This window comes from Streptomyces fungicidicus, assembly GCF_003665435.1.
Lineage (GTDB): Bacteria > Actinomycetota > Actinomycetes > Streptomycetales > Streptomycetaceae > Streptomyces > Streptomyces fungicidicus.
In genome coordinates this window covers 1267570-1290844 of the sequence record NZ_CP023407.1, presented here as the reverse complement: position 1 = coordinate 1290844, position 23275 = coordinate 1267570, and the positions used below count along the sequence as shown (strand labels likewise).

23 protein-coding genes are annotated in these 23275 nt (G+C 72.2%); 17 read left to right on the top strand and 6 right to left on the bottom strand.

Translation table 11 applies throughout. From position 1 onward, the window contains the following. The first annotated feature begins 56 nt into the window (after positions 1–56). The 9 genes from CNQ36_RS05835 (at position 57) to CNQ36_RS05795 (ending at position 7476) form a co-directional block, all read left to right on the top strand. Positions 57–671, top strand: coding sequence for a riboflavin synthase (locus tag CNQ36_RS05835; protein WP_040907699.1), 615 nt, complete (start codon positions 57–59; stop codon positions 669–671). Beyond that, positions 668–1309 carry a nicotinamide mononucleotide transporter family protein gene (locus tag CNQ36_RS05830; protein ID WP_121545212.1) on the top strand — a complete coding sequence of 214 codons (642 nt, stop codon included), beginning with the start codon at positions 668–670 and terminating at the stop codon, positions 1307–1309. Before CNQ36_RS05835 ends, CNQ36_RS05830 begins: the two co-directional genes overlap by 4 nt. Then, a complete protein-coding gene (locus CNQ36_RS05825) occupies positions 1306–2595 on the top strand; it encodes a bifunctional 3,4-dihydroxy-2-butanone-4-phosphate synthase/GTP cyclohydrolase II (protein ID WP_004934056.1) in 1290 nt (429 codons plus the stop codon). The genes CNQ36_RS05830 and CNQ36_RS05825 overlap by 4 nt, the downstream gene beginning before the upstream one ends. A gap of 20 nt (positions 2596–2615) precedes the next feature. Next, the gene (gene ribH, locus CNQ36_RS05820; RefSeq protein ID WP_004934060.1) at positions 2616–3101 is read left to right on the top strand and encodes a 6,7-dimethyl-8-ribityllumazine synthase; all 486 of its coding nucleotides are present in this window, start codon (positions 2616–2618) and stop codon (positions 3099–3101) included. Positions 3102–3135: 34 nt separating this feature from the next. After that, positions 3136–3408, top strand: coding sequence for a phosphoribosyl-ATP diphosphatase (locus tag CNQ36_RS05815; RefSeq protein WP_103543716.1), 273 nt, complete (start codon positions 3136–3138; stop codon positions 3406–3408). Between the two features lie 47 nt (positions 3409–3455). Next, a complete protein-coding gene (gene hisG, locus CNQ36_RS05810) occupies positions 3456–4340 on the top strand; it encodes an ATP phosphoribosyltransferase (protein ID WP_004934066.1) in 885 nt (294 codons plus the stop codon). 20 nt (positions 4341–4360) lie between these two features. Next, positions 4361–4831 carry a PH domain-containing protein gene (locus tag CNQ36_RS05805; protein WP_004934069.1) on the top strand — a complete coding sequence of 157 codons (471 nt, stop codon included), beginning with the start codon at positions 4361–4363 and terminating at the stop codon, positions 4829–4831. A gap of 246 nt (positions 4832–5077) precedes the next feature. Next, complete coding sequence (locus CNQ36_RS05800) at positions 5078–6406, top strand: hemolysin family protein (RefSeq protein ID WP_121545211.1); 1329 nt, start codon at positions 5078–5080, stop codon at positions 6404–6406. Beyond that, positions 6403–7476: a hemolysin family protein gene (locus tag CNQ36_RS05795; RefSeq protein WP_121545210.1), complete on the top strand. Its 1074-nt coding sequence runs from the start codon at positions 6403–6405 to the stop codon at positions 7474–7476. The genes CNQ36_RS05800 and CNQ36_RS05795 overlap by 4 nt, the downstream gene beginning before the upstream one ends. A gap of 43 nt (positions 7477–7519) precedes the next feature. Here CNQ36_RS05795 and CNQ36_RS05790 read toward each other — a convergent pair whose 3' ends face one another. Both CNQ36_RS05790 and CNQ36_RS05785 read right to left on the bottom strand, forming a co-directional pair. Further along, positions 7520–9379, bottom strand: a complete 1860-nt coding sequence (locus tag CNQ36_RS05790) for an AAA family ATPase (RefSeq protein WP_121545209.1) — start codon at positions 9377–9379, stop codon at positions 7520–7522. A gap of 451 nt (positions 9380–9830) precedes the next feature. Beyond that, positions 9831–10466: a uridine kinase family protein gene (locus CNQ36_RS05785; RefSeq protein ID WP_121548378.1), complete on the bottom strand. Its 636-nt coding sequence runs from the start codon at positions 10464–10466 to the stop codon at positions 9831–9833. Between the two features lie 225 nt (positions 10467–10691). On the opposite strand from CNQ36_RS05785, the gene CNQ36_RS05780 reads away from it, so the two are divergent. The 3 genes from CNQ36_RS05780 to CNQ36_RS05770 all read left to right on the top strand — a co-directional run bounded on the left by CNQ36_RS05780 (position 10692) and on the right by CNQ36_RS05770 (position 13113). Then, on the top strand, positions 10692–12080 hold the full coding sequence (locus CNQ36_RS05780) for a peptidase C39 family protein (RefSeq protein ID WP_121545208.1): 1389 nt from the start codon (positions 10692–10694) through the stop codon (positions 12078–12080). A 142-nt stretch (positions 12081–12222) separates the two neighbouring features. Then, a complete protein-coding gene (locus CNQ36_RS05775; protein ID WP_106429083.1) occupies positions 12223–12363 on the top strand; it encodes an SCO1431 family membrane protein in 141 nt (46 codons plus the stop codon). 93 nt (positions 12364–12456) lie between these two features. Further along, positions 12457–13113: a TetR/AcrR family transcriptional regulator gene (locus tag CNQ36_RS05770; RefSeq protein WP_121545207.1), complete on the top strand. Its 657-nt coding sequence runs from the start codon at positions 12457–12459 to the stop codon at positions 13111–13113. 65 nt (positions 13114–13178) lie between these two features. Here the strand turns inward: CNQ36_RS05770 and CNQ36_RS05765 are convergent, their stop codons facing one another. Next, positions 13179–14411, bottom strand: a complete 1233-nt coding sequence (locus CNQ36_RS05765) for a glycoside hydrolase family 18 protein (protein WP_004934090.1) — start codon at positions 14409–14411, stop codon at positions 13179–13181. Between the two features lie 334 nt (positions 14412–14745). Here CNQ36_RS05765 and CNQ36_RS05760 point away from each other — a divergent pair, with 334 nt between their 5' ends. Further along, entirely contained in the window at positions 14746–15918 is a 1173-nt protein-coding gene (locus CNQ36_RS05760; RefSeq protein ID WP_121545206.1) for an acyl-CoA dehydrogenase family protein, read from the top strand. A 335-nt stretch (positions 15919–16253) separates the two neighbouring features. Here the strand turns inward: CNQ36_RS05760 and CNQ36_RS05750 are convergent, their stop codons facing one another. Then, positions 16254–16688 (bottom strand): hypothetical protein, encoded by a 435-nt coding sequence (locus CNQ36_RS05750; protein ID WP_004934097.1) that lies wholly within the window; start codon positions 16686–16688, stop codon positions 16254–16256. A gap of 267 nt (positions 16689–16955) precedes the next feature. Between CNQ36_RS05750 and CNQ36_RS05745 the strand changes: the two genes are divergently transcribed. From CNQ36_RS05745 to fxsA, 4 genes are all read left to right on the top strand, one after another. Beyond that, on the top strand, positions 16956–17396 hold the full coding sequence (locus tag CNQ36_RS05745; protein ID WP_040907705.1) for an Lrp/AsnC family transcriptional regulator: 441 nt from the start codon (positions 16956–16958) through the stop codon (positions 17394–17396). Between the two features lie 78 nt (positions 17397–17474). Next, a complete protein-coding gene (locus tag CNQ36_RS05740) occupies positions 17475–19079 on the top strand; it encodes an amidohydrolase (protein ID WP_121545204.1) in 1605 nt (534 codons plus the stop codon). A gap of 539 nt (positions 19080–19618) precedes the next feature. Next, positions 19619–20494, top strand: a complete 876-nt coding sequence (locus CNQ36_RS05735) for a polyprenol monophosphomannose synthase (RefSeq protein ID WP_228312921.1) — start codon at positions 19619–19621, stop codon at positions 20492–20494. Positions 20495–20563: 69 nt separating this feature from the next. Continuing rightward, positions 20564–21145, top strand: a complete 582-nt coding sequence (gene fxsA, locus CNQ36_RS05730) for an FxsA family membrane protein (RefSeq protein WP_121545202.1) — start codon at positions 20564–20566, stop codon at positions 21143–21145. Between the two features lie 103 nt (positions 21146–21248). On the opposite strand, the gene CNQ36_RS05725 is transcribed toward fxsA, so the two are convergent. Both CNQ36_RS05725 and CNQ36_RS05720 read right to left on the bottom strand, forming a co-directional pair. Continuing rightward, on the bottom strand, positions 21249–21623 hold the full coding sequence (locus CNQ36_RS05725) for an RNA polymerase-binding protein RbpA (RefSeq protein ID WP_003977404.1): 375 nt from the start codon (positions 21621–21623) through the stop codon (positions 21249–21251). A gap of 278 nt (positions 21624–21901) precedes the next feature. Beyond that, complete coding sequence (locus CNQ36_RS05720; protein WP_121545201.1) at positions 21902–23248, bottom strand: MFS transporter; 1347 nt, start codon at positions 23246–23248, stop codon at positions 21902–21904. Between the last annotated feature and the right edge of the window lie 27 nt (positions 23249–23275).

Genomic DNA, 23275 nt, shown 5'->3' with positions numbered 1-23275 from the left:
TGTCGTCAAGCGACAGCCCCGGAGTCCGTGCCCTAAGAGGCAGGAGGACCCGGGAAGTGTTCACCGGAATCGTCGAAGAGCTGGGCGAGATCACCGCCGTCGAGACCCTCGACGACGCCTGTCGCTTCCGGCTGCGCGGCCCCGTCGTCACCGAAGGCGCGAAACACGGTGACTCCATCGCCGTCAACGGAGTCTGCCTCACGGTCGTCGAGCACGAGGGCGACGAGTTCACCGCCGACGTGATGGCGGAGACCCTGAAGCGCTCCAGCCTCGGCGTCCTCGCCGTCGGCTCCCGCGTCAACCTCGAACGCCCCACGGCCGTGGGCTCCCGCCTCGGCGGCCACATCGTCCAGGGGCACGTCGACGGCACCGGCGAGATCCTCGGACGCGAGCCCTCGGAGAACTGGGAGATCGTGAGGATCTCCCTTCCCGCCGGCCTCTCCCGCTACGTCGTGGAGAAGGGCTCCATCACCGTCGACGGCATCAGCCTCACCGTCGTCGACGCCGGGTCCGACTTCTTCACCGTCAGCCTCATCCCCACCACCCTCGCCCTGACGACGCTCGGCATCAAGCAGCCGGGCGACCCGGTCAACCTCGAGGTGGACGTCATCGCCAAGTACGTCGAGCGGATGCTGGGCGACCGGCTGACCGGTGAGGGGGCGGCCCGGTGAACTGGCTCAACTCCGAGGCCTTCACCCTCTTCGACCAGCACATCAAGTGGTCGGACATGATCGGCAACGTGGTCGGTCTGGTCGCCCTCGCGCTCGGCTGGCGACGCTCCCTGTGGACGTGGCCCGCCCAGTTCGTCTCCGGGCTGATCCTCTTCACCGCCTTCGCCACCGCCCACCTCTCGGGCAGCGCGGGCAAGCAGGTCGTCGTCATGCTGGTCGCCGCCTGGGGCTTCTGGCAGTGGAACCGCGGCCGGCAGCAGGCACAGGACGGCTCCATCGCCGTACGGTTCGCGACCTGGCGCGAGCGCGGCGCACTGCTCGCCGGGGCCGCCCTCGGCACCCTCGCGGTCGGCGGACTGTTCACCCTCTACCCGTCGCTGTCCTGGGACCCCTGGCCGGACGCCTACATCTTCGTCGGCACCGTCGTCGCCATGTACGCGCAGGCCCGCGGCATGGTCGAGTTCTGGTTCGCCTGGCTGCTCGTCGACCTCGTAGGCGTCCCCCTCAACTTCGCCAACGGCTTCGCCTTCTCCGGCTTCGTCTACGTCATCTACGGCGCGCTCGTCCTGTGGGGCATGCGCGACTGGTGGCTGCGCTCCCGCGACGCGCGGCCCGCCCTGGAAGGAGCGCCGGCATGAGCGCGGCACCGATCCTGTACAGCGCCGACGGCTTCGAGGACCTCACCCTCGACCCGGTCGAGCGGGCCGTCGCCGACATCGCCGCCGGCCGCCCGGTCGTGGTCGTCGACGACGAGGACCGCGAGAACGAGGGCGACCTCGTCATCGCCGCCGAGAAGGCCACCCCCGAGATCGTCGCCTTCATGATGAGCGAGTGCCGCGGCCTCATCTGCGCCCCCATGGAGGGCGACGAACTGGACCGGCTGCGCCTCCCCCAGATGGTGGACGACAACACCGAGTCGATGAAGACCGCCTTCACCGTCTCCGTCGACGCCTCCGCCGCCCACGGAGTGGGCACCGGCATCTCCGCCGCCGACCGCGCCACCACCCTCCAGGTGCTGGCGAGCGGCGCCGCCGAACCCTCCGACCTCGTCCGCCCCGGCCATGTCTTCCCGCTGCGCGCCCGCCCCGGCGGTGTGCTCGTGCGCAACGGCCACACCGAGGCCGCCGTCGACCTCGCCCGCCTCGCCGGACTGCGCCCGGCCGGCGCCATCGTGGAGATCGCCGGCGAGGACGGCACCATGCTCCGGCTGCCCGAGCTGATCCCCTTCGCCCGCAAGCACGGCCTGACGATCATCTCCATCGAGGACCTGATCGCGTACCGACGCTCCGCCGAACCCACCGTCCGCCGCGAGGCCGAGGTGCGTCTGCCCACCGCGCACGGCACCTTCACCGCCTACGGCTATCGCTCCACCGTCGACGGCGTCGAGCACGTCGCCCTCGTCCACGGTGACATCGGCGACGGCGAGGACGTCGTCGTCCGGGTCCACTCCGAATGCCTCACCGGCGACATCTTCGGCTCCCAGCGCTGCGACTGCGGCCCCCAGCTGGACGCCTCCCTGGAGCGCGTCCAGGCCGAGGACCGGGGCGTCGTGGTCTACCTGCGCGGCCACGAGGGACGCGGCATCGGCCTGATGTCCAAGCTGCGCGCCTACGAACTCCAGGAGCGCGGCCGGGACACCCTCGACGCCAACCTCGAACTCGGCCTGCCCGCCGACGCCCGCGACTACGGCGCCGGCGCGCAGATCCTCGCCGACCTCGGCGTGCGCAGCGTCCGCCTGCTGACCAACAACCCCGACAAGGCCGACGCGCTCGCCCGGCACGGGATCACGGTCAACGGACGCGAGCCGATGCCCGTCACCGCGAGCGAGCACAACCTCCGCTACCTGCGCACCAAGCGGGACCGGATGGGCCACGACCTGCCCTGGCTGGACACGCCGACCGTGCCCGCCTGCGGCAACCAGTAACAGAACCAGCGAGGAGAGACGTGAGCGGCAAGGGTGCACCGGAACTGTCCGTACGCGACGTGGGGGACCTGCGGGTCGCCGTCATCGCCGCGCAGTGGCACGAGAAGGTGATGGACGGACTGGTGGACGGCGCGCTGCGCGCCCTGCACGACCTCGGGATCGACGAACCGACCCTGCTCCGGGTCCCCGGCAGCTGGGAACTCCCGGTCGTCGCCAAGGTCCTGGCCGAGCGGGGGTACGACGCGGTCGTCGCCCTCGGCGTCGTCGTCCGGGGCGGCACCCCCCACTTCGAGTACGTGTGCCAGGGCGTCACCCAGGGCCTTACCCAGGTCTCGGTCGACACCGGTGTCCCCGTCGGCTTCGGAGTGCTCACCTGCGACAACGAGGAGCAGGCACTGGACCGCGCCGGACTGCCCGGCTCCAGCGAGGACAAGGGGCACGAGGCGGTCACCGCGGCGGTGGCGACCGCGGCCTGTCTGCGTTCGGTATCCGAGCCCTGGCGGTGAGCAGTCCCCGTCACCGCGTAGGGTAAGGAGCACCATGTCCAAGAAGACGTTCGAGGAGCTCTTCACCGAGCTCCAGCACAAGGCCGCCCACGGCGATCCCGCCACCTCCCGCACCGCCGAGCTGGTCGACAAGGGCGTCCACGCCATCGGCAAGAAGGTCGTCGAGGAGGCCGCCGAGGTCTGGATGGCCGCCGAGTACGAGGGCAGGGAAGCGGCCGCCGAGGAGATCTCGCAGCTGCTCTACCACGTCCAGGTGATGATGGTCGCCCGCGGCATCTCCCTCGACGACGTCTACGCCCACCTGTAAGAACCGACGTCCGCGACACACCCCTCCACACGAAGGAAGCCGACCTCATGCTGCGCATCGCCGTCCCCAACAAGGGTTCCCTGTCAGGCCCCGCGGGGGAGATGCTGCATGAGGCCGGCTACCAGCAGCGCCGCGACTCCAAGGAACTGCGGATCGTCGACCCGACGAACGAGGTCGAGTTCTTCTACCTCCGCCCCCGCGACATCGCCATCTACGTCGCCTCCGGCCAGCTCGACATCGGCATCACCGGACGCGACCTGCTGATCGACTCCGGTGCCGCGGCCGAGGAGATCCTCCCCCTCGGCTTCGCCCGCTCCACCTTTCACTACGCCACCAAGCCGGGCACCCTCGGAGACCTGGCGGACCTGGCGGGCAAGACGGTCGCCACCTCGTACGAGGGCATCGTCGCGGCGCACCTCGCGGACAACGGCATCGCCGCCTCCGTCGTCCACCTCGACGGCGCCGTCGAGACCGCGATCCAGCTCGGCGTCGCCCAGGTCATCGCGGACGTCGTCGAGACCGGCACCTCGCTGCGCAACGCCGGTCTGGAGGTCGTCGGCGAGCCGATCATGAAGTCCGAGGCCGTCGTCATCCTCCCCCGGGCCCGAACCCACTCGCCCGGGGGGACCCCCACCACCGGCGCGGACGGCGAGGAGCCCAAGGTGCGGCAGTTCCTGCGCCGCCTCCAGGGCGTCCTGGTCGCCCGCACGTACGTGATGATGGACTACGACTGCCGCGTCGAACAGCTCGAGAAGGCCGTCGCCCTCACCCCCGGCCTGGAGTCCCCCACGGTGTCCCCGCTGCACAACGAGGGCTGGGTGGCCGTCCGCGCGATGGTCCCCTCCAAGGAGGCCCAGCGGATCATGGACGACCTGTACGACATCGGCGCCCGCGCCATCCTCACCACGGCCATCCACGCCTGTCGCCTCTGACCGGGCCCCGGAGCACTCTCATGCCGGACACGATCCAGGGCCCCCCGCCCGCACTGCCCGCCACCTTCCGCCCCGGCCGCACCCGCGCGGTGCTGCTGACGGCCGGAACAGCCCTCTTCGCGGTCATCACGCTGATCGCGCTGCTGCTGGACCAGCTCAACCCGGGGGAGCGGGTCAGCTTCGTGTTCACCGCCGCGCTGCTGGCCGGCGTGCTGTTCCTGCTGGCTCGCCCGAAGGTCGTCGCCGACGAGACCGGCGTCACGGTCGTCAACATCGTGAGCCGGCGCCGTCTGGAGTGGGCGGAGATCCTTCAGGTGAACCTCCGTCCCGGTGATCCCTGGGTCTTCCTGAACCTCAGCGACGGCACCAGCCTGCCCGCGCTCGGCATCCAGCCGGGCATCGCCAAGCAGCAGGCCATCGCCGACGCGCGGGCCCTGCGGGCGCTCGCCGAGGCCCGCTCCACGGCCGCTCCCGACGCCCCCCGGGACTGACTCGGGGCAAGCGCCGGGGACGTCCACCTGCCGCAGTCGCCCCTGTCTTGATTAATCTGGTGTGCGGAGGCGCGACGACAGCGCCTCCGCCCCTGCCGCCCCGCCCGGAGCCCAGGGGCTCCAGCTACCCGAGGAGTGACCCTCTCCGGCGATGGACGGATCGTCCTGCAGTACCTGCGCCGCCCCCTGCCGACATAGCGCGGACCCGCATCCCGAGGCCCGCGCGCATGCGGAGGCGGCGGCATCATGACCACCCCACTGCTGCTGCTCGCAGCCGCTTTCCTGCTGATCCTGGCCAACGGATTCTTCGTGGCCGCCGAGTTCGGCCTGGTCACCGTCGAGCGACCGGACGCCGAAGAGGCCGCCGCGAGCGGCGACCGGCGCGCCCGCCGGGTCGTCGAGTCGCTGAAGGAACTCTCCTTCCAGCTCTCCGGCACCCAGCTCGGCATCACCATCACCTCCCTGGTCGTCGGCATGCTGGCGGAACCGGCTCTCGCCGGACTGCTGCACGGCCCCTTCACGGGCATGGGCCTGCCCGCGGGCGCCGTCTCCGGTGTCTCCGTCGTCGTCGGCATGCTGCTGGCCTCGGCCGTGCAGATGGTGATCGGCGAACTCGTGCCCAAGAACTGGGCGGTGTCCCGCCCGATGCAGGTCGCCCGCTTCGTGGCGGGTCCCCAGCACGCGTTCGCCCGCCTGTTCCGCCCGGTCATCGCCGGGCTGAACGCCGTGGCCAACCGGCTGGTGCGCGCCCTAGGCATCGAACCCGCCGAGGAGCTGGCCTCCGCCCGCACCCCCGGCGAACTCGTCTCCCTGGCCCGGCACTCCGCCCGGGCCGGCGCCCTGGAACAGGACACGGCGGACCTCTTCGTCCGCACCCTCTCCCTCGGCGAACTCACCGCGCAGCACGTCATGACCCCGCGGGTGAAGGTCAGCGCGCTGCAGTCCTCGGCGACCGCCGAGGACGTGGTCAACCTGACCCGGGCCACCGGGCTGTCCCGCTTCCCCGTGTACCGGGAGCGGATCGACGAGATCGTCGGCATGGTGCACCTGAAGGACGCCCTCGCGGTGTCCGTGCCCGACCGGCTGCGCACTCCGGTGGGCCGTATCGCCCGCCCGGCGCTGCTCGTCCCCGAGACGCTCCCGGTGCGGCCGCTGCTCACCCGGCTGCGCAGCGAGCAGCCCATCGCGGTCGTCGTCGACGAGTACGGCGGCACGGCCGGGGTCGTCACCCTGGAGGACATCGTCGAGGAGGTCGTCGGCGAGGTGCGCGACGAGCACGACGGTCAGGAGGCTCCCGAACTGGCCGCCGCCCCGCCCGAGGACGGCAACCCCGCCTGGGACGTCGACGGCGGCGTCCGGGTCGACATCCTGCTGCGCATAGGCATGGAGGTGCCCGAGGGCCCGTACGAGACGGTGGCCGGGCTGGTCGCCGATCTCCTCGGCCGGATCCCGGCCGTCGGCGACCGCGCGGAACTGCCCGGCTGGCGGCTGTCCGTACGCCGCGTCCGCCACTACCGCGCGGAACGCGTCCGGCTGGTCAGAACGGCACCGCTGCTCGTGGAGGCCGCCGGATGAGCGTCCTGCAACTCCTCTTCGCCGCGCTGCTCGTGCTCGCCAACGGCTTCTTCGTGGGCGCCGAGTTCGCGCTCGTCTCGGTCCGCCGCAGCCAGGTCGAACCGCTCGGCACCGTACGCGCCCGCCAGGTGCTGTACGGACTGGAGCATCTGCCGCAGATGATGGCGGCCGCCCAGTTCGGCATCACCGTCTGCTCGCTGACCCTGGGCGCGGTCGCCGAGCCGACGGTCGCCCATCTGCTGGAGCCGGTCTTCGCGTGGATGCACATCCCGCACGGCATGATCCACCCGCTCGGCTACGTCATCGCCCTCGCCGCCGTGGTCTTCTTCCACCTCGTCATCGGTGAGATGGTCCCGAAGAACCTGGCGATGGCGGCCCCCGAGAAGGCCGCGCTGTGGCTGAGCCCCGGCCTGGTCTGGTTCGCCCGCCTGTGCAGGCCCGTCACGATCGCGCTCGGCGCCTGCGCCCGGGCCATCCTGCGGCTCTTCCACGTCGAGCCCAAGGACGAGGTCGAGGCGGTCTTCACCAGCGAGCAGCTCAACCGGCTGGTGGAGGACTCCGGCCAGGCGGGCCTGCTCGACCCCGAGGCGGCCGAACGTCTGGAGGACGCCCTGGAGCTGGGTTCCCGCCCGGTGACGGACGTCCTGCTGAAGGGCGAGTCACTGGTGACGGTCACCCCGGCGGTCACGCCGGGGCAGATCGTGGAGCTCACCGCCCGCACCGGGTACAGCCGTTTCCCGGTGGCCGCGGAGAGCGGGGCCTTCATGGGCTATCTGCACGTGAAGGACGTACTGGACCTGGAGGACTCCGACCGGGCGGTGCCCCAGCAGCTCTGGCGTCCGATGACGACCCTCCGTCCCGAACTGCCGCTGGACGACGCCCTCACGGTGATGCGCCGCGCCGCGACCCACCTCGCCCAGGTCTCCGACGCCTCCGGCCGGATACTGGGCCTGGTGGCCCTGGAGGACGTCCTGGAGCTCCTGGTCGGCGAGGTGCGGGACCCGGCCCACCGGGAAGTGCGGCTGACGGAACAGAGGACGACCGGAGCCCCCGAGGAGGTCCCGGCCTGACGAGGGCCCCGTCAGAGCGCCCGTTCACCCGCCCGCCGGGGCCTCACGGCCCCGGCGGGTCGGCCGGCCCCCGCCCCGACAGGACCTCCCCGTACGCCTGCATGAGGTCCGGCAGCCGCAACGTGGCCAGGTCGTCCCGGGTCAGCGCCCCCGGATACACCGACAGCCGCAGGTCCCGGTACGCACAGCTCTTCTCGTACAGCGTCCGCAGGAAGCGCCCGTTCCCCAGCTCGTCGATCCAGCCCTGGTCCACCACGTGCCCGGCGATCGACCGCAGCTCGTCCAGCGCCTCCTCGTCCCACACGTCCCCGTTCTCACCGGCCAGCACCTCGCCGATCGAGGTGAGCTCCAGCGGCCGGTACGAGGGGAAGTCCACCCGTGTGGTGAACCGCGACGACAGCCCCGGGTTCGCGGCCAGCAGCCGGTCCATCCCCTCCGGATACCCCGCGAGGATCACCACGAGATGGTCCCGGTTGTCCTCCGCCCGCTTCAGCAGCACCTGCAGCGCCTCGTCCCCGTAGGCGTCCCCCTTGCCGTAACCGGAGTTGGAGAGCGCGTACGCCTCGTCGACGAACAGCACCCCGCCGAGGGCCGAGTCGATCAGCTCGTTCGCCTTCACCGCGGTCTGCCCGAGGTACTCGCCGACGAGATCGGCCCGCTGCGCCTCCACCAGATGGTCACCGCCGAGCAGCCCGAGGGCGTAGAAGACCCGGCCCAGGATGCGGGCCACCGTCGTCTTGCCCGTCCCGGAGGGCCCGGAGAAGACGAAGTGGCGTTTCGGCGGCTGCACCGGCAGCCCCTGCCCGGCCCGCAGCCGCGCCATGTTGAGCTGCGCAGACAGGGCCTTGACCTGGCGCTTCACCGGTTCCAGACCCACCATGCGCTCCAGCTCGGCGAGCGCCTCCTCCAGTAAGGCGGGGTCCGTGGGCCCGGTGGGCAGCCCCGGCGCCCCGGCGGCGGTCCGCTCACGCACGCCTCCCGCGCCGGCCACCGGGACCGGCGGCGGCGGCTCGGGGTCGGACAGCCGCAGGTCGCGCCCTTCCGTGCCGAAGAGCGGGTCGAGCATGTCCGGGCCGTCCATCATGTCCTGCCCGGCGCCGGTGAGTGCGATCGCGGCCAGATCGGCGGAGTCGTCGTACCCGTCGCCCTCGGCGATCGCGGCGAGCCGGGCGGAGGTGTCCATGAAGGCGGGATCGACCCGGTGCACGGCCCGGTACAGGGGCAGCGCGGCGGCGCTGCGGCCGGTGCCCTCGTGGGCGCGGGCCAGCCAGTAGCGCAGCTCCTTGCGCTGCGGCTGCTCGCTGCGGCACCGCATCAGCGCCGCCAACAGCAGCGGTTCGGCCTGCCCGTACATCTCCAGGCGCACCCGGGCCATGCCGGCGAACAGACCGGCCTCGATGCCCAGCAACGGGTCATCCACCAGCGAGTCCGTGTACCGGACCAGCCGCTCCCAGTCCTTGACCAGATAGGCGCGGCAGGAGTGCAGGAAGCGGACCTGCGGATCGGTGTCCACCGGGGGCAGTCCGGCGAGCGCCCGGTCCAGTTCGGGGACGTGGCGGCCGTCCAGCCAGTGGGAGGCGTGCGCCAGCAGCAGATCGCGGGGGCTCTCCAGCACCGGCTGCACCCACCAGCCCAGCCAGTACCAGGAGTTGAGGGTGCGGCGGTGCCGGGTGCGCTGTTCGCCGAAGCGTTCCCGGTGCCGGAACATCCTCAGCAACGCGGTCGTCGTGTCGACGCGCAGGGCGTGCAGTCCGAGCCAGCCGTCGGCCATCCCCGGGTCGATCCGTACCGCGGCCCGGAACTCCTCCTCTGCCTGCGGATAGGCGCCCATCGTGTAGGCGTCCACGCCTCGCAGCCAGGCGAGGTCGGCCGGGGCCTGCGGGCCCTGCGTGCCGAAGTCCATCGCGTCCCCCACAGACCGTGCCCCCGTCGGTGTGCCGGCCCGGCCCTCGCCCCTCGGCTCCCGTTGGTCGAACCGCTGTGCCGCGGACCGGAGTTGCAAGGTGCGCGAAGCAGCGTCCGTAGGTCGCACCGAGGGCATCGTACCTGCGGCGGCGGCACGTCCGTAGGGTGCCGTACCCGCCGAACCGCGAGGTGGGAGGCGTACGGGGGACTCGCCGTGTGACGGAGAGTGATCGTCATATGCCACTGGGCGGCCGGAAAACGCGAAAAGGGCAGAACGAAGCCCCCGATCACGGGGGAACAACCGGGGGCTTCGCGTCTGCCGACGACTCCGAAGAGCCGCACATTGAGAACGTAAGACCTGTACGGGCCCCCGGTCAAGCCGAGTTGAGGGACTCGGGCAACTTGCCCGGGGCCGCTCTTCACAAGTTCACCACATTGCGGATGGTCGGTCACCGTGTGTGATCGGAAGGGTCGGTTCCGGCCGCCCCGGACGGCCCGGGAAGCAGCTCGTACCCCTCCGGCCGCCCTCGCACCAGAAGGTCCGCGAAGGGCCGGGAGGGGTCGCCGGCGAAGTGCTCGTTCTCCGCGGGCACCCAGCCGTCCCAGAACTCGCGCTGTTCCTCCCCGTCCCGCGCCCGTCCCCGCGTCCAGGACTCCTCGCGGGGCAGGTCCATCCACAGCAGCAGCGCGAGATGCGGGCGCAGGGCGCGGCGTCCGGCGCCGACGCCCTCCAGGACGATCACGGGTGCGGGCGGCAGCGCTCGGGGCGGCCCGAAGCGGCGGGCCCGCCAGTCGTAGGGGGAGTAGTGCGCGGTCTCGCCGCGGCCGAGCGGTTCGATCACCTGGCTCAGCAGCCGGCCGGTCCAGCCGAACAGTTCGCCGTGGCAGGCGATGTCGTCGAGCCGCAGCACCGGGGCGCCGCCGAGGGCCTCGGCCAGCCGCAGGGCGAAGGTCGACTTCCCGGAACCGGCGTGCCCGTCGACGGCGACGAGCCGGACCGGACCGCACGAGGGGCCGAGCCGGCGGACACGGGAGGCGAGATCGTGAATGGCTGGTTCCCGGGTTGGGGGGAGGGGCTGACGCAAGCACTCTAGGCGTTCGGCCGGACGGACCGCCGGGGGCCCGGTCACGGGTCCCGTCATTGGTCGAGTCCCATGTTGGTCGGTGCGGCACCGGCCGGGGTGCTGGCAGGATCCGCCCGGGTGCGTTCATAGTTGGCGCACACCCGTTCCATCCGGCCGGCGGACGGGGACCGTCCGCCGACCTGCACCGGTCCCGTCCCGACTCCGACACCTGGGGGTCTTCCACCCATGAGCAGAGCCGAACTGCCGTCCCGCAGAACCGTCCTGGCCGCGGCGGTCGTCGCCGCCGTCGCCGGGAGCGCGGGCCCGGCGTCCGCCGGCACCACGACCGCCGGCACCCCGAACGGAGGCGCCGGTGTCACCACGGACGCCGGCCGGGCCGCCGCCCGCACCGTCGACAACCGGGCCTGGACCTCGTACACCGACTGGCGCGGCGGCACCGCCGGCGGCACCCGCGCGGTGGCCGGCGCCCGCCCCGGCCTCGTGATCGCGCGGCCCTCCGGCACCACGGACTACACCGATCCGCACACCGGCTCCACGGCCGCCTGGGAGTACGCCACCTGGACCTCGCCCGTGCACCGTCTCGAGGTCCCGGCGACGGAGGTCATCGCCTCCTGGAACGCGCACACCGCCGAGGGCACCTGGATCCAGATCGAGCTGCAGGGAACGTACTCGGACGGCACCGCCACCCCCTGGTACGTCATGGGCCGCTGGGCGGCCGGCGACCAGGACATCCGACGCACCTCGGTGGACGACCAGACAGACGGCAGGAGCACCGTCTGGACGGACACCTTCTCCGTCGACGACCCGGCCACCGGTCTGCGCCTGGTCTCCTACCGGCTGCGCCTCACGCTCCACCGCCGCCCCGGCACCCGGCTCACCCCGACCGTGTGGCGGCTCGGCGCGATGGGCTCCGACATCCCCGACCGGTTCACCGTCCCCGCCTCCGAGCCCGGCCGGGCCGGGGAGCTGATCGTCCCGCGCTACTCGCAGGAGATCCACAAGGGCCAGTACCCGGAGTACGACAACGGCGGCGAGGCCTGGTGCAGCCCGACCTCCTCGCAGATGATCATCGAGTACTGGGGCGGCAGGCTCTCCGAGGAGCAGCTGTCCTGGGTCGACCCGTCCTACGCCGACCCGCAGATCTGCCACGCGGCCCGGTACACGTACGACCACCAGTACGCCGGCTGCGGCAACTGGCCCTTCAACGCCGCCTACGCGGCCACCTTCGAGGGCCTCCAGGGCGTGGTCACGCGCCTCGGCTCGCTCACCGACCTGGAGACGCTGATCGCCGCGGGCATCCCGGCCATAACGTCCCAGTCGTTCCTGGAGAAGGAGCTGACCGGGGCGGGCTACGGCACCTCCGGGCACCTGATGACGGTGATCGGCTTCACCGCGGACGGCGACGTGATCGCCAACGACCCCGCCTCGGACGACAACGAGGCCGTGCGCCGCGTCTACAAGCGGCGTGAGTGGGAGAACATCTGGCTGCGGACCAAGCGGTACAACGCCTCCGGCAGGGTCGTCTCCGGCACCGGTGGGGTGTGCTACCTCTACTTCCCGGCGCGTCCGACCCCGCGTCAGCGCAAGGCGCTCGCCGCGGTGGGCGTGCGCTGAGCCGGCCGGCCGGCGGGGCCCGGACGACCGGGGCCCGCCGGCCGCGTGTGAGCAACGTCTCGGCTGCCGGGGCCGTACACGGTGGCAGGGTGGAGGACGTTCGCGGGGGAGTCCACCACACCGCAGGGACCAGCGAGAAGCCATGACCACCAACGCAGCCACCGTCACCCGTGCCCGCACCGGCGGCCCCCGGGAGGACGGCCCGAAGATCCTCGAACACGCCCTGGGATGGGTCCTCGTCGTGGCCGTCGCGATGCTCGTGACCCGGCTGGGACTGCTGTGACCCGAGGCCGTGGGGCTGCCGGTCGGGGCCCCGCGGCCGACCTGCCATAATGCGGCGGATGTCCCACCTCCCGCAGGAAGACCTGGGTCCGCATTGAACATCAGCCGGCAGTCCGCCGTACGCCCTGCGGCGCGCGGCACCGAGCGTTCGTCGGCGCGCCGCGCCGAACTCATCGCCATCGGGCGGAGACTGTTCGCCGACACCTCGTACGACGCACTGTCGATGGACGACATCGCGCGCCAGGCGCAGGTCGCCAAGGGGCTGATCTACTACTACTTCCACTCCAAGCGGGGCTACTACCTGGCGATCATCGAGGACTCGGTGGCCGGCCTGGTGAGCTTCGCGGAGAGCGGGGCCGCACTGCCGCCCGTGCAGCGGGTGCTGCGCACCGTCGACAGCTATCTGCGGTACGCCGAGCACAACCAGGCCGCCTACCGCGCGATCGTCAGCGGCGGCGTCGGCTTCGACACCGAGGTGCACGCCGTCCGGGACGGTGTGCGTGAGGCGATCGTCGCGACGATCGCCGAGGGCGCCTACGGGCGCGCCGACATCGCGCCGGTGGCACGGATGGGGCTGCTGGCCTGGGTGTGCAGCGTGGAGGGCGCCGCGCTCGCCTGGATCGAGCGCGGTGAACTCTCCCGCGAGACCATGAGCGAGCTGCTGGTGAAGACGCTCGGCGGAGCCATGCGCGCCATCGAGGAGTTGGATCCCGCCTACCCGGCCCCGGCGCCCGCCCGCCGCGACGGCTGAGCGGACCCGCACGGCGGCGGGGGCGGGAGCCCCCGTGGAACCCCGCCCCCGCGCGCCCGGAGGGGCTAGCGGATCGCCTTGATCAGCTCCCCGTCCGCGGTGTCGCCGCTCAGCTCCCAGAAGAACGTGCCGGCCAGGCCCTGTTCGTCCTTGTAGGCCATCTTGGTGCCGATGGTGGCCGGGGTGTCGTAGCTCCACCAGTCGCTGCCGCACTTGGCGTAGGCCGTGCCGCCCACCGTGCCGGTCGCCGGGCACTTGGCCCTGAGCACCTTGTAGTCGTCGATGCCCTGTTCGTAGGTGCCCGCCGCCGGGCCGGTCGCGGTGCCGCCGGGCGCCGACTGGGTGACGCCGGTCCAGCCGCGGCCGTAGAAGCCGATGCCGAGCAGCAGCTTGGAGGCGGGGATGCCGAGGTCCTTGAGCCTGGCGATGGTCGCCGCGCTGTGGAAGCCGGCCTTCGGAATGCCGTCGTACGAGGTGAGCGCCGAGTGCGGAGCGGTGGGTCCCGCCGCGTCCCAGGCGCCGAAGAAGTCGTACGTCATCGGGTTGTACCAGTCGACGTACTGGGCGGCGCCCGCGTAGTCGGCGGCGTCGATCTTGCCGCCCGGGGTGGCGTCCGCGGTGATCGCCGCGGTGACCAGGCCGTCGGAGCCGAACTTGGCGCGCAGCGCCGACATCAGGTCCCGGAAGGCGTCCCGGCCGCTGGTGTCACAGGTGGCCCCGCAGGCGTTCGGGTACTCCCAGTCGATGTCGATGCCGTCGAAGACGTCGGCCCACTTCGAGTTCTCGACCAGGTCGTAGCAGGACTGGGCGAAGGCCGCCGGGTTCCTGGCGGCCTCGCCGAAGCCGCCCGACCAGGTCCAGCCGCCGAAGGACCACAGGACTTTGAGGTCCGGGTGCTTCTTCTTCAGTTCCCGCAGTTCGTTGAAGGTGCCGCGCAGCGGCTGGTCCCAGGTGTCCGCGACGCCGTCGACGGACTCGGCCGCCGTGTAGGCGCGCTCGGTGGCCGCGTAGGAGTCGCCCATCGCGCACTTGCCGCCGGTGACGTTGCCGAAGGCGTAGTTGATGTGGGTCAGCCTGTCCGCGGAGCCCGACGTCTCGATGTTCTTGACGTAGTACTTGCGGTCGTAGGTGCCCCATTCGGTGAAGTACCCGATGACCTTGGAACCGGCGGCGGCCTCCTGAGCCGGGGTCGCGGCGGTCGCGGTCGGGGTGCCCGCGCCGGCGAGCAGTCCGGCGCCGAGCAGGGCGGCGCACACGGTGGACAGGAGTGCCCGCAGGGGGCGGTGGGGGGATGGCATCCGGTTGTCTCCTCGTGGGGGGAGGGGAACACGAGTCGATTGGCATGAACGCGGTGACTCGGTGGAAGCGAAACACTAGAAGGACTAGACCAGTTGGTCAATGGTGCGGACCAATGTGGTTCGACGAGGGGCCCGCGCCGGGTATCGTGAAGTAAGCGGTCGTTAACTGGTGACTCGATGCCGCCGATCGGGCATACTCGCAGCGCACAGCCGCTGGTCAGCAGCTTCCGAGACCCGGGAGTGCGAGCATCGGCCAGGCACCGATACGACCCCGGCGGAGCCGCCCCCACCCAAGGCGCACGCCGATGTGCCCTACAGGGAGGAGAGCGTCGCCATGCCCGACCGCGCCCCGGAGCCGGTGGACCGGCAACTGCCCACCGACGAGGCCCGGGACCTGATCTCGCTCGTCCGCGACATCGCCCGGCGTGAGATCGCCCCCAAGGCGGCCGAGGAGGAGGACGCGGGACGCTTCCCCCGCGAACTGTTCACCCTGCTCTCCGAGTCCGGCCTGCTCGGCCTGCCCTACGACGCCGAGTACGGCGGCGGCGACCAGCCGTACGAGGTCTACCTCCAGGTCCTCGAAGAGCTCGCCGCGGCCCGTCTCACCGTCGGCCTCGGCGTCAGCGTGCACACCCTGGCCTCCTACGCGCTCGCCGCCTTCGGCGCCAAGGAGCAGCAGGCCGAGTACCTGCCCGCGATGCTCGGCGGCGGACTGCTCGGCGCCTACTGTCTCTCCGAGCCCTCCTCGGGCTCGGACGCGGCCTCGCTGCGCACCAGGGCGGTGCGCGACGGCGACGACTGGGTGATCACCGGCACCAAGGCGTGGATCACCCACGGCGGCATCGCCGACTTCTACACCGTCATGGCCCGCACCGGCGAGGAGGGCTCGCGGGGCATCTCCGCCTTCCTGGTGCCCGGTGACGCCGAAGGACTCGGCGCCGCCGTGCCGGAGAAGAAGATGGGGATGAAGGGCTCGCCCACCGCCCAGGTCCACCTCGACGGCGTCCGGGTCCCCGACGCGCGCCGCATCGGCGAGGAGGGACAGGGCTTCGCCATCGCCCTGTCGGCGCTGGACGGTGGCCGGCTCGGCATCGCCGCCTGCGCGATCGGCCTGGCCCAGGCCGCGCTCGACGAGGCGCTCGGCTACGCGACCGAGCGGCGGCAGTTCGGCAAGCCGATCGCCGACTTCCAGGGGCTGCGCTTCATGCTCGCCGACATGGCCACGCAGATCGAGGCGGGGCGCGCGCTGTACCTGGCCGCGGCCCGGCTGCGCGACGCGGGGCGGCCGTTCGCCAAGCAGGCGGCCATGGCCAAGCTGCACTGCACCGACACCGCGATGCGGGTCACCACCGACGCCGTGCAGGTCCTCGGCGGCTACGGGTACACCGCGGACTTCCCCGCCGAGCGCCTGATGCGTGAGGCCAAGGTCCTGCAGATCGTCGAGGGCACCAACCAGATCCAGCGCATGGTCATCGCCCGGCACCTCGCGGGGCCGGAGACGCGCTGATCCGGTCGGGCCCCCGCCAGGGCGCGGCGAGCCGCGTCCACTCCGGGTCCTGACGCCCCGGCAGCGTACGGCCCCGGTCCGCCCAGGTCCGCATCAGATCGCGGTAGATCGGCGGATCGGGGAGCCGGGGCCGCGCGGGCGCGGCCGCCTCGGTGGGAGGCGGCACGAAGACGCGGCGTTGACGCCCGGTCGTCGAGTACGTGGGGGTCGTCATGCCTGGGCAACGCGGGACCGGCGGGACCGGTCACCGATCCCGGGAATAGGGCGTGCGTTCGCGGCCGTCCCCCGCGGCGGACGAGGGCGGCGGGCCGCGCCGTCCTCGCATCCGGGTGCGCTCAGGCGGCGTGGCGCCGCATCGCCGGCACCCTGATCGGGCGCGAGCCCGGGCCGCCGACGTGCGAGAAGGGCTGGGTCCGCCAGTCGAGACCCTGAGGGAGCGTCAGCAGCAGGGCGGTGTCCTGCTCCTGGGGCGTCACCGACTCGTCGGCGGGCCGCGCGTCGGCGGCCCGGCGGCCGGTGCCGGCGCAGACCGTCAGACCGAACGGGTTCCACGGCGACGCGCACAGCGCGTGCTCCGGCAGGACGTCCTCGTCCGCGAGCAGGGCGATGGGCTGCGCGCAGTCCGGGCAGACGACCCGGTACATCTCGAAGGTGTCGTACGCATCGAACTCGTCGTCCTGGACGTCGGGTTCGACGTACTCCGGAGCGAGCTCGACGACCGGCTGCTGCCTCTTGGACGTGGTACGACCAAGGCGCTTAAGACTCTGCATTGGGTTCTCCCCCTCGGGCTGGGCCGTGAAGGCACTGCGGCCTCGACCACAGCAAGCACTTCCCGTCCCCCCACCGGGGTAATCACGAGAACATCACGGAGACCGTTCGAAGGCTGTGGCGTTCGTCACATGCCGCGTGAGGGTGCCCCGTGCGACTGCTTTGTCCCCCCGGGCCGTGCCCGGCGGGGCCCGGTACATCACGAACCGGGCATGACCCGGGCGGCTCAGGTATCCGAGGAGATCAAGCGCACTGTAGGTTCTTGCGCCATGGAGGAGCTGGACCGACAGATCGTGCAGCTGCTCGTCAAGGACGGGCGGATGAGCTACACCGACCTGGGCAAGGCCACGGGCCTGTCCACGTCGGCCGTGCACCAGCGGGTGCGCCGGCTGGAGCAGCGCGGCGTCATCCGCGGCTATGCCGCGGTGGTCGACCCGGAGGCCGTCGGCCTGCCCATGACGGCCTTCATCTCGGTCAAACCCTTCGACCCCAGCGCCCCCGACGACATCGCGGAGCGGCTCGCCGGCACACCCGAGATCGAGGCCTGCCACAGCGTCGCGGGCGACGAGAACTACATCCTTAAGGTGCGCGTGTCCACACCGCACGAACTGGAGGAACTGCTCGCCCGGGTGCGCTCGCTCGCCGGCGTCTCGACCCGCACCACGGTGGTCCTCTCCACCCCGTACGAGTCCCGCCCGCCGCGCATCTGAGGGGTCCGCCGCCGCGGCCCCGCGGAGGTCCGCGGGGGCGGGTGCGGCTACCGCCGGGGCACGCGGGAAACTGGGGGCATGAGTGAACGCACCGTCCCGCCGCACACCGTCCTGCTTCGCCGCGGCGAGGTCCACAGCCCCGCCGACCCCTTCGCCACCGCGATGGTCGTCGAGCGCGGTCAGGTCGCCTGGGTCGGCTCCGAGGGCGCCGCCGACGCCTTCGCGGACGGCGCCGACGAGGTGATCGACCTCGACGGGGCGCTGGTCACCCCCGCGTTCACGGACGCGCACGTGCACACCACGGCCACCGGCCTCGCCCTCACCGGCCTGGACCTGTCCGCCGCCCCGTCGCTCGAGGCGGCGCTGGCCCGCGTACGGGAGTTCGCCGCCGCCCGCCCGGAGGACCGGGTCCTCCTCGGTCACGGCTGGGACGCCGCCCGCTGGCCCGGCGGCCGCCCGCCGACCCGCGCGGAACTCGACGAGGCCACCGGCGGCCGTCCCCTCTACCTCAGCCGCATCGACGTCCACTCCGCGGTCGTCACCACCGCCCTGCTCGACCTGGTGGGAGGCGGGACCGGCCGCGAGGACCGCCCGCTCACCGGTGACGCCCACCACGCCGTGCGCGCCGCGGCCCTGGCCGCCGTCACACCGGCCCAGCGCACCGGTGCCCAGCGCGCCGCCCTGGCCCACGCCGCCTCCCTGGGCATTGGCACGGTCCACGAGTGCGGCGGCCCGGAGATCTCCTCCGAGGACGACTTCACCGGCCTGCTGCGGCTCGCGGCCGAGGAGACCGGTCCGCGGGTCGTCGGCTACTGGGCGGAACAGGACGTCGCGAAGGCGAAGGAACTGGGCGCGCTCGGGGCCGCCGGAGACCTGTTCGCCGACGGCGCCCTCGGTTCGCACACCGCCTGCCTCCACGAGCCCTACGCCGACGCAGGCCACACCGGGACCGCGCACCTGGACGCCGCCGCTGTCGCCGCCCACGTGGTGGCCTGCACCGAGGCGGGCCTCCAGGCCGGCTTCCACGCCATCGGCGACGCCGCCGTGAGCACCGTCGTCGACGGCGTGCGGGCCGCCGCCGAGAAGATCGGCCTCGCCCGCGTCCGTGCCGCCCGGCACCGCGTCGAGCACGCCGAGATGGTCACCGCGGAGACCGTCGCCGCCTTCGCCGAACTCGGCCTCACCGCCTCCGTCCAACCCGCCTTCGACGCCCTGTGGGGCGGCGAGGACGGCATGTACGCCCGGCGGCTGGGAGCGGAGCGGGCCCGCACCCTGAACCCCTTCGCGGCGCTGCTGCGCGCCGGTGTCCCGCTCGCCTTCGGCTCCGACAGCCCGGTCACCCCGCTCGACCCCTGGGGCACCGTCCGGGCCGCCGCCTTCCACCGCACACCCGAGCACCGCGTCTCCGTGCGCGCCGCCTTCACCGCGCACACGCGCGGCGGCTGGCGGGCGACCGGACGCGACGACGCGGGCGTCCTGGTGCCCGGAGCACCCGCCGACTACGCCGTCTGGCGCACCGGTGAACTCGTGGTCCAGGCACCCGACGATCGGGTCGCGCGCTGGTCCACCGACCCGCGCTCCGGCACCCCCGGCCTGCCCGACCTCGCTCCCGGCCGTGACCTGCCGGTCTGTCTGCGTACCGTGGTCGGCGGGCGCACGGTGTTCGTACGGCCGGGCGAGTGATCTACGAGGGCGGCGCGGTGACGATCATGCCCCGGGCCCCCGTCTCGCGACCTGCGCATCCTCCGCGCTGACCAGGCATTTGAACCACATTACGCAGGTCAAACGACTGTTGACAGGCTGCGGCGGGTGGCCGGTAGGTTCGGCCGGGTCCACCACCGGACGCCCGACCGGAGAACGTCCGGCCACTCGTGTCGGCGCCGCTGGGTCAGGGGCGGTGCTCCGCACCGGACCACCGCCACTGGGAACCAGGCTCAGCGGCGGCGCGGTACCGAGGGACGTGCCAGCCGGCCGGGGAGGTGCGACCCCGGGTGGGGCCCGGTGCTCAGTAGACAACGGCTTCAGGTCGATCCGCAGCCGGCGGGTCCCTGGCCGGCCCGAAGGGCGCCGGGCCCCCATCCGCTGCTTGCCGTCACGCGCCCAAAAAGTGTGTTCCTACCCGATCTTCGGTAGACGACACCACCGTATGAACGTCCTGTCACGTCGGCGCAGGCTGTGCCCACTATGGTGGGACCCTGCGCACAGGACATGAAGGGGCAGCAGTGAACGACGGCGACGGGACCCGCGCGGCAGGATCCCAGGAGCGGAACTTCGGCCCGCTCGGCACGGCACTGGTGATCATTCCGACCTACAACGAGGCGGAGAACATCAAGGCGATCGTCGGCCGGGTCCGCAAGGCCGTTCCGGAGGCCCACGTTCTCGTGGCCGACGACAACAGCCCCGACGGCACGGGCAAGCTCGCCGACGAACTGGCCGCCACGGACGACCACGTCCAGGTGCTGCACCGCAAGGGCAAGGAGGGCCTCGGGGCGGCGTACCTCGCGGGCTTCCGCTGGGGCATGGAGCACGGCTACGGCGTACTGGTCGAGATGGACGCCGACGGCTCCCACCAGCCCGAGGAGCTCTCCCGGCTGCTGACCGCCCTCAAGGGCGCCGACCTGGTGCTCGGTTCGCGCTGGGTGCCGGGCGGACGGGTGGTGAACTGGCCGAAGTCCCGTGAGTACATCTCGCGCGGGGGCAGCCTCTACTCGCGCGTGGCGCTCGACCTGCCGCTGCGTGACATCACCGGCGGCTTCCGGGCGTTCCGCCGCGAGACGCTGGAGGGTCTGGGTCTCGAGGAGGTGGCCTCCCAGGGGTACTGCTTCCAGGTCGACCTGGCCCGCCGCGCGGTCAAGGCCGGCTATCACGTCGTCGAGGTGCCGATCACCTTCGTCGAGCGGGAGCTCGGCGACTCCAAGATGAGCCGCGACATCCTCGTCGAGGCCCTGTGGCGGGTCACGGCGTGGGGCGTGGGGGAGAGGGTCGGCAAGGTCCTCGGGCGCGGCGACGAGAAGCCGCGGCCCGCACCGGAGACCCCGCCGTCGGAGCCCCAGGCCGAGTCGCAGGCCGGGCAGGGAGTCAAGCAGCCGGAGTCGTAGGCGGCCGGCCGGCTGCCCCGGCGGGTCCCGCTTATCCCGCTCTGAGCCGGGCCCAGGCACACTGGAAGCATGACGACTGGCGCTCAGACCCCTTACCCGGCCCGGCCCCGGCGCTCCCGGCTGCGCACCTTCCTGCCGCTGGGCGTGGCCGCGTGGCTCGTGCTGGAGATCTGGCTGCTCACCATGGTCGCCGGGGCGTCGAACGGACTGGTGGTCTTCCTGATCCTGGTGGCCGGCCTCGTACTCGGCTCGGTCGTCATCAAGAGGGCCGGCCGGCGCGCCTTCAAGAACCTCACCGAGACGCTGCAACAGCAGCAGAGCGGGATGATGCCGCAGGCCCGGCCGAACAGCGAGGGCAACGGCCTGACGATGCTGGGCGGCCTGCTGTTGATCGTCCCCGGCATGATCTCGGACGCGGTGGGACTGCTGCTGCTCGTGCCGCCGGTCCAGAAGGCCGTGAGCCGCTACGCCGAGCGGACCTTCGACCGCAAGCTCCGCGAGGCCGCGCAGGGCTCCCTCGGGGACGCCTTCCAGCAGGCCCGTATGCGCCGGCCCGACGGCAAGGTCGTCCAGGGCGAGGTCGTCCGGGACGAGCCGGGGAGCGCCGCGGACGACGCCCCGCAGGGTCCGCGCCCGCCGCTCACCCGCTGAGCGCCCCGCGCGCACGACAGGACCGCGGGCGCCGTACCCGGAGGTACGGCGCCCGCGGTCCTGTCTCGCTGTGCGTCGAGGCTTGGCCCAGGCCCCGCCGGGATCAAGCCGACTTTCGGCTGTCCCGCGGGTGCACCGCGATGTTCATCGCACCGGAGCGCAGAACGGCGAGACGCTCCTCGAGGACCTCTTCGAGTTCCTCTCGGGTGCGCCGCTCCATCAGCATGTCCCAGTGCGTTCGGGCGGGCTTGGCCTTCTTCTCCTCGGGGCCGTCTCCGTCCACCAGGAGTGCCTGGGCACCGCAGACCTTGCACTCCCACTCCGGCGGGATCTCCGCCTCGACCGAGAAGGGCATCTCGAAGCGGTGCCCCTTCTCGCATGCGTACTCCACGGCCTGGCGCGGGGCCAGGTCGATGCCGCGGTCCGTCTCGTAGCTGGTCACCACGAGGCGCGTGCCGCGAAGAGCTCGCTCACTCATGAATCGTGCCTCCCGGGCTTGTCGCCCACAGGACAGGTGTCGCTGTCGTCGTCATCCGGTCAACGTCCGGGCGGCGGTAAAGATTCCCGTCCCGAGTCCCCGATCCGGGTCATGCGTCGCCGTCGTAGCCGCAGCCTTGTCAACCAGTGCAGTACCCCCGGACATCCGGTTTGTCACCTCTGAAGGCAGATGTGACACAGCGTTCGGCATCTTTGTCGCGCAGTAACGGTACGCCTGGCAGGCCAAACGCGTACACTACAGCCCTTTCGCGCCGAGTGCTAAATCCTCTCGGGAACCGGGTTGCCCGCGTCGGCGATCGCCCGCCGCACCGGCACCCGCGCGAGGAGCACGAAGCCCAGCGCGAAGAAGCCCACCAGGGAGACGATCGCGTCCCGGTAACTGCCGGTCAGCTGGTACGTGAGGCCGAACAGCAGCGGGCCGAGCCAGCTCATCCCGCGGTCGCTCAGCTCGTACGCCGAGAAGTACTCGGCCTCCTTGCCGGGCGGGACGAGGTGGGAGAAGAGCGAGCGGGACAGCGCCTGGCTGCCGCCGAGGACCAGACCGATTCCGGCCGCCAGCACGAAGAACCACATCGGCGCCCCGGCGGGCAGGAAGTAGCCGGCCGCCAGGGTCAGGGTCCACGCGACCAGGGATCCGAGGATCGTGCGCTTCGCGCCGTACCGCCGGGCCAGCCGGCCCATCGCCAGCGCGCCCGCCACCGCGAGCACCTGGACCAGCAGCACGGCCACGATGAGCGTCGACTGCTCGAGCCCCAGCTCCTTCGAGCCGTACACGGAGGCCTGGGAGATCACCGTCTGGATGCCGTCGTTGTAGACCAGGTACGCCAGCAGGAAGGCCAGGGTCAGGGGGTGCCGGCGCATGTCGCGGACCGTCGCCGCGAGCTGCCGGAAGCCCGGCAGAGATGCCTCCCGCTCGGGCGCCCGGCGGTCGCGCAGCCGGCGCAGCGGCACCAGCGCGAAGGCGCCCCACCACAGACCGGCCGAGGCCAGGCAGATGCGCACCGCCATGCCCTCGGAGACGCCGAAGCGGTCGTGACCCGTGTAGAGCACGAGGTTCAGTACGAGGACCAGGGCCCCGGCCGCGTACCCGAAGGCCCAGCCGCGCGAGGAGACCGCGTCGCGCTCCTCGGGCGGGGCGATCTGCGGGAGGTAGGAGTTGTACAGCATCATCGCGACGGACTGCGCCGCGTTCGCCACCACCAGCAGCAGACCGCCGAGCAGATAGCGCTCGCCGTCCAGGAAGAACATGCCCGCGGTGGCCGCGGCGCCGGTGTAGGCGGCGGCCGCGAGCAGCGGCTTCTTGCGCCCGGTGCGGTCGGCGGCGGCGCCCACCAGCGGCATCACCACCACGGCGAGGATCACCGACAGGGAGACCGCGTACGGGAAGAAGGAGCCCGCGCGCACCGGTATGCCCAGCGGGTGGACGAAGCCGTCCGCGTCGGAGGCGGCCTCGGCCACCGACGTCAGATAGGGGCCGAGGAACACGGTGAGCACGCTCGTGGAGTACACGGAGCACGCCCAGTCGTAGAAGTACCAGCCGCGTTGCTCACGCCGTCGGCCGGCCGCCTCGTCCGGCGCCGGTGACCGCACGGTGTCGGTGTCCACCCGTGCCCTCGCTTCCCCGTGAACGCG

Bases quoted from the DNA above. Each gene is read 5' to 3' on its own strand.
- CNQ36_RS05825 (WP_004934056.1), top strand. From the start codon at position 1,306: ATGAGCGCGGCACCGATCCTGTACAGCGCCGACGGCTTCGAGGACCTC.
- CNQ36_RS05815 (WP_103543716.1), top strand. From the start codon at position 3,136: ATGTCCAAGAAGACGTTCGAGGAGCTCTTCACCGAGCTCCAGCACAAG.
- hisG (WP_004934066.1), top strand. From the start codon at position 3,456: ATGCTGCGCATCGCCGTCCCCAACAAGGGTTCCCTGTCAGGCCCCGCG.
- CNQ36_RS05805 (WP_004934069.1), top strand. From the start codon at position 4,361: ATGCCGGACACGATCCAGGGCCCCCCGCCCGCACTGCCCGCCACCTTC.
- CNQ36_RS05800 (WP_121545211.1), top strand. From the start codon at position 5,078: ATGACCACCCCACTGCTGCTGCTCGCAGCCGCTTTCCTGCTGATCCTG.
- CNQ36_RS05795 (WP_121545210.1), top strand. From the start codon at position 6,403: ATGAGCGTCCTGCAACTCCTCTTCGCCGCGCTGCTCGTGCTCGCCAAC.
- CNQ36_RS05790 (WP_121545209.1), bottom strand. From the start codon at position 9,379: ATGGACTTCGGCACGCAGGGCCCGCAGGCCCCGGCCGACCTCGCCTGG.
- CNQ36_RS05780 (WP_121545208.1), top strand. From the start codon at position 10,692: ATGAGCAGAGCCGAACTGCCGTCCCGCAGAACCGTCCTGGCCGCGGCG.
- CNQ36_RS05775 (WP_106429083.1), top strand. From the start codon at position 12,223: ATGACCACCAACGCAGCCACCGTCACCCGTGCCCGCACCGGCGGCCCC.
- CNQ36_RS05765 (WP_004934090.1), bottom strand. From the start codon at position 14,411: ATGCCATCCCCCCACCGCCCCCTGCGGGCACTCCTGTCCACCGTGTGC.
- CNQ36_RS05760 (WP_121545206.1), top strand. From the start codon at position 14,746: ATGCCCGACCGCGCCCCGGAGCCGGTGGACCGGCAACTGCCCACCGAC.
- CNQ36_RS05750 (WP_004934097.1), bottom strand. From the start codon at position 16,688: ATGCAGAGTCTTAAGCGCCTTGGTCGTACCACGTCCAAGAGGCAGCAG.
- CNQ36_RS05745 (WP_040907705.1), top strand. From the start codon at position 16,956: ATGGAGGAGCTGGACCGACAGATCGTGCAGCTGCTCGTCAAGGACGGG.
- CNQ36_RS05740 (WP_121545204.1), top strand. From the start codon at position 17,475: ATGAGTGAACGCACCGTCCCGCCGCACACCGTCCTGCTTCGCCGCGGC.
- fxsA (WP_121545202.1), top strand. From the start codon at position 20,564: ATGACGACTGGCGCTCAGACCCCTTACCCGGCCCGGCCCCGGCGCTCC.
- CNQ36_RS05725 (WP_003977404.1), bottom strand. From the start codon at position 21,623: ATGAGTGAGCGAGCTCTTCGCGGCACGCGCCTCGTGGTGACCAGCTAC.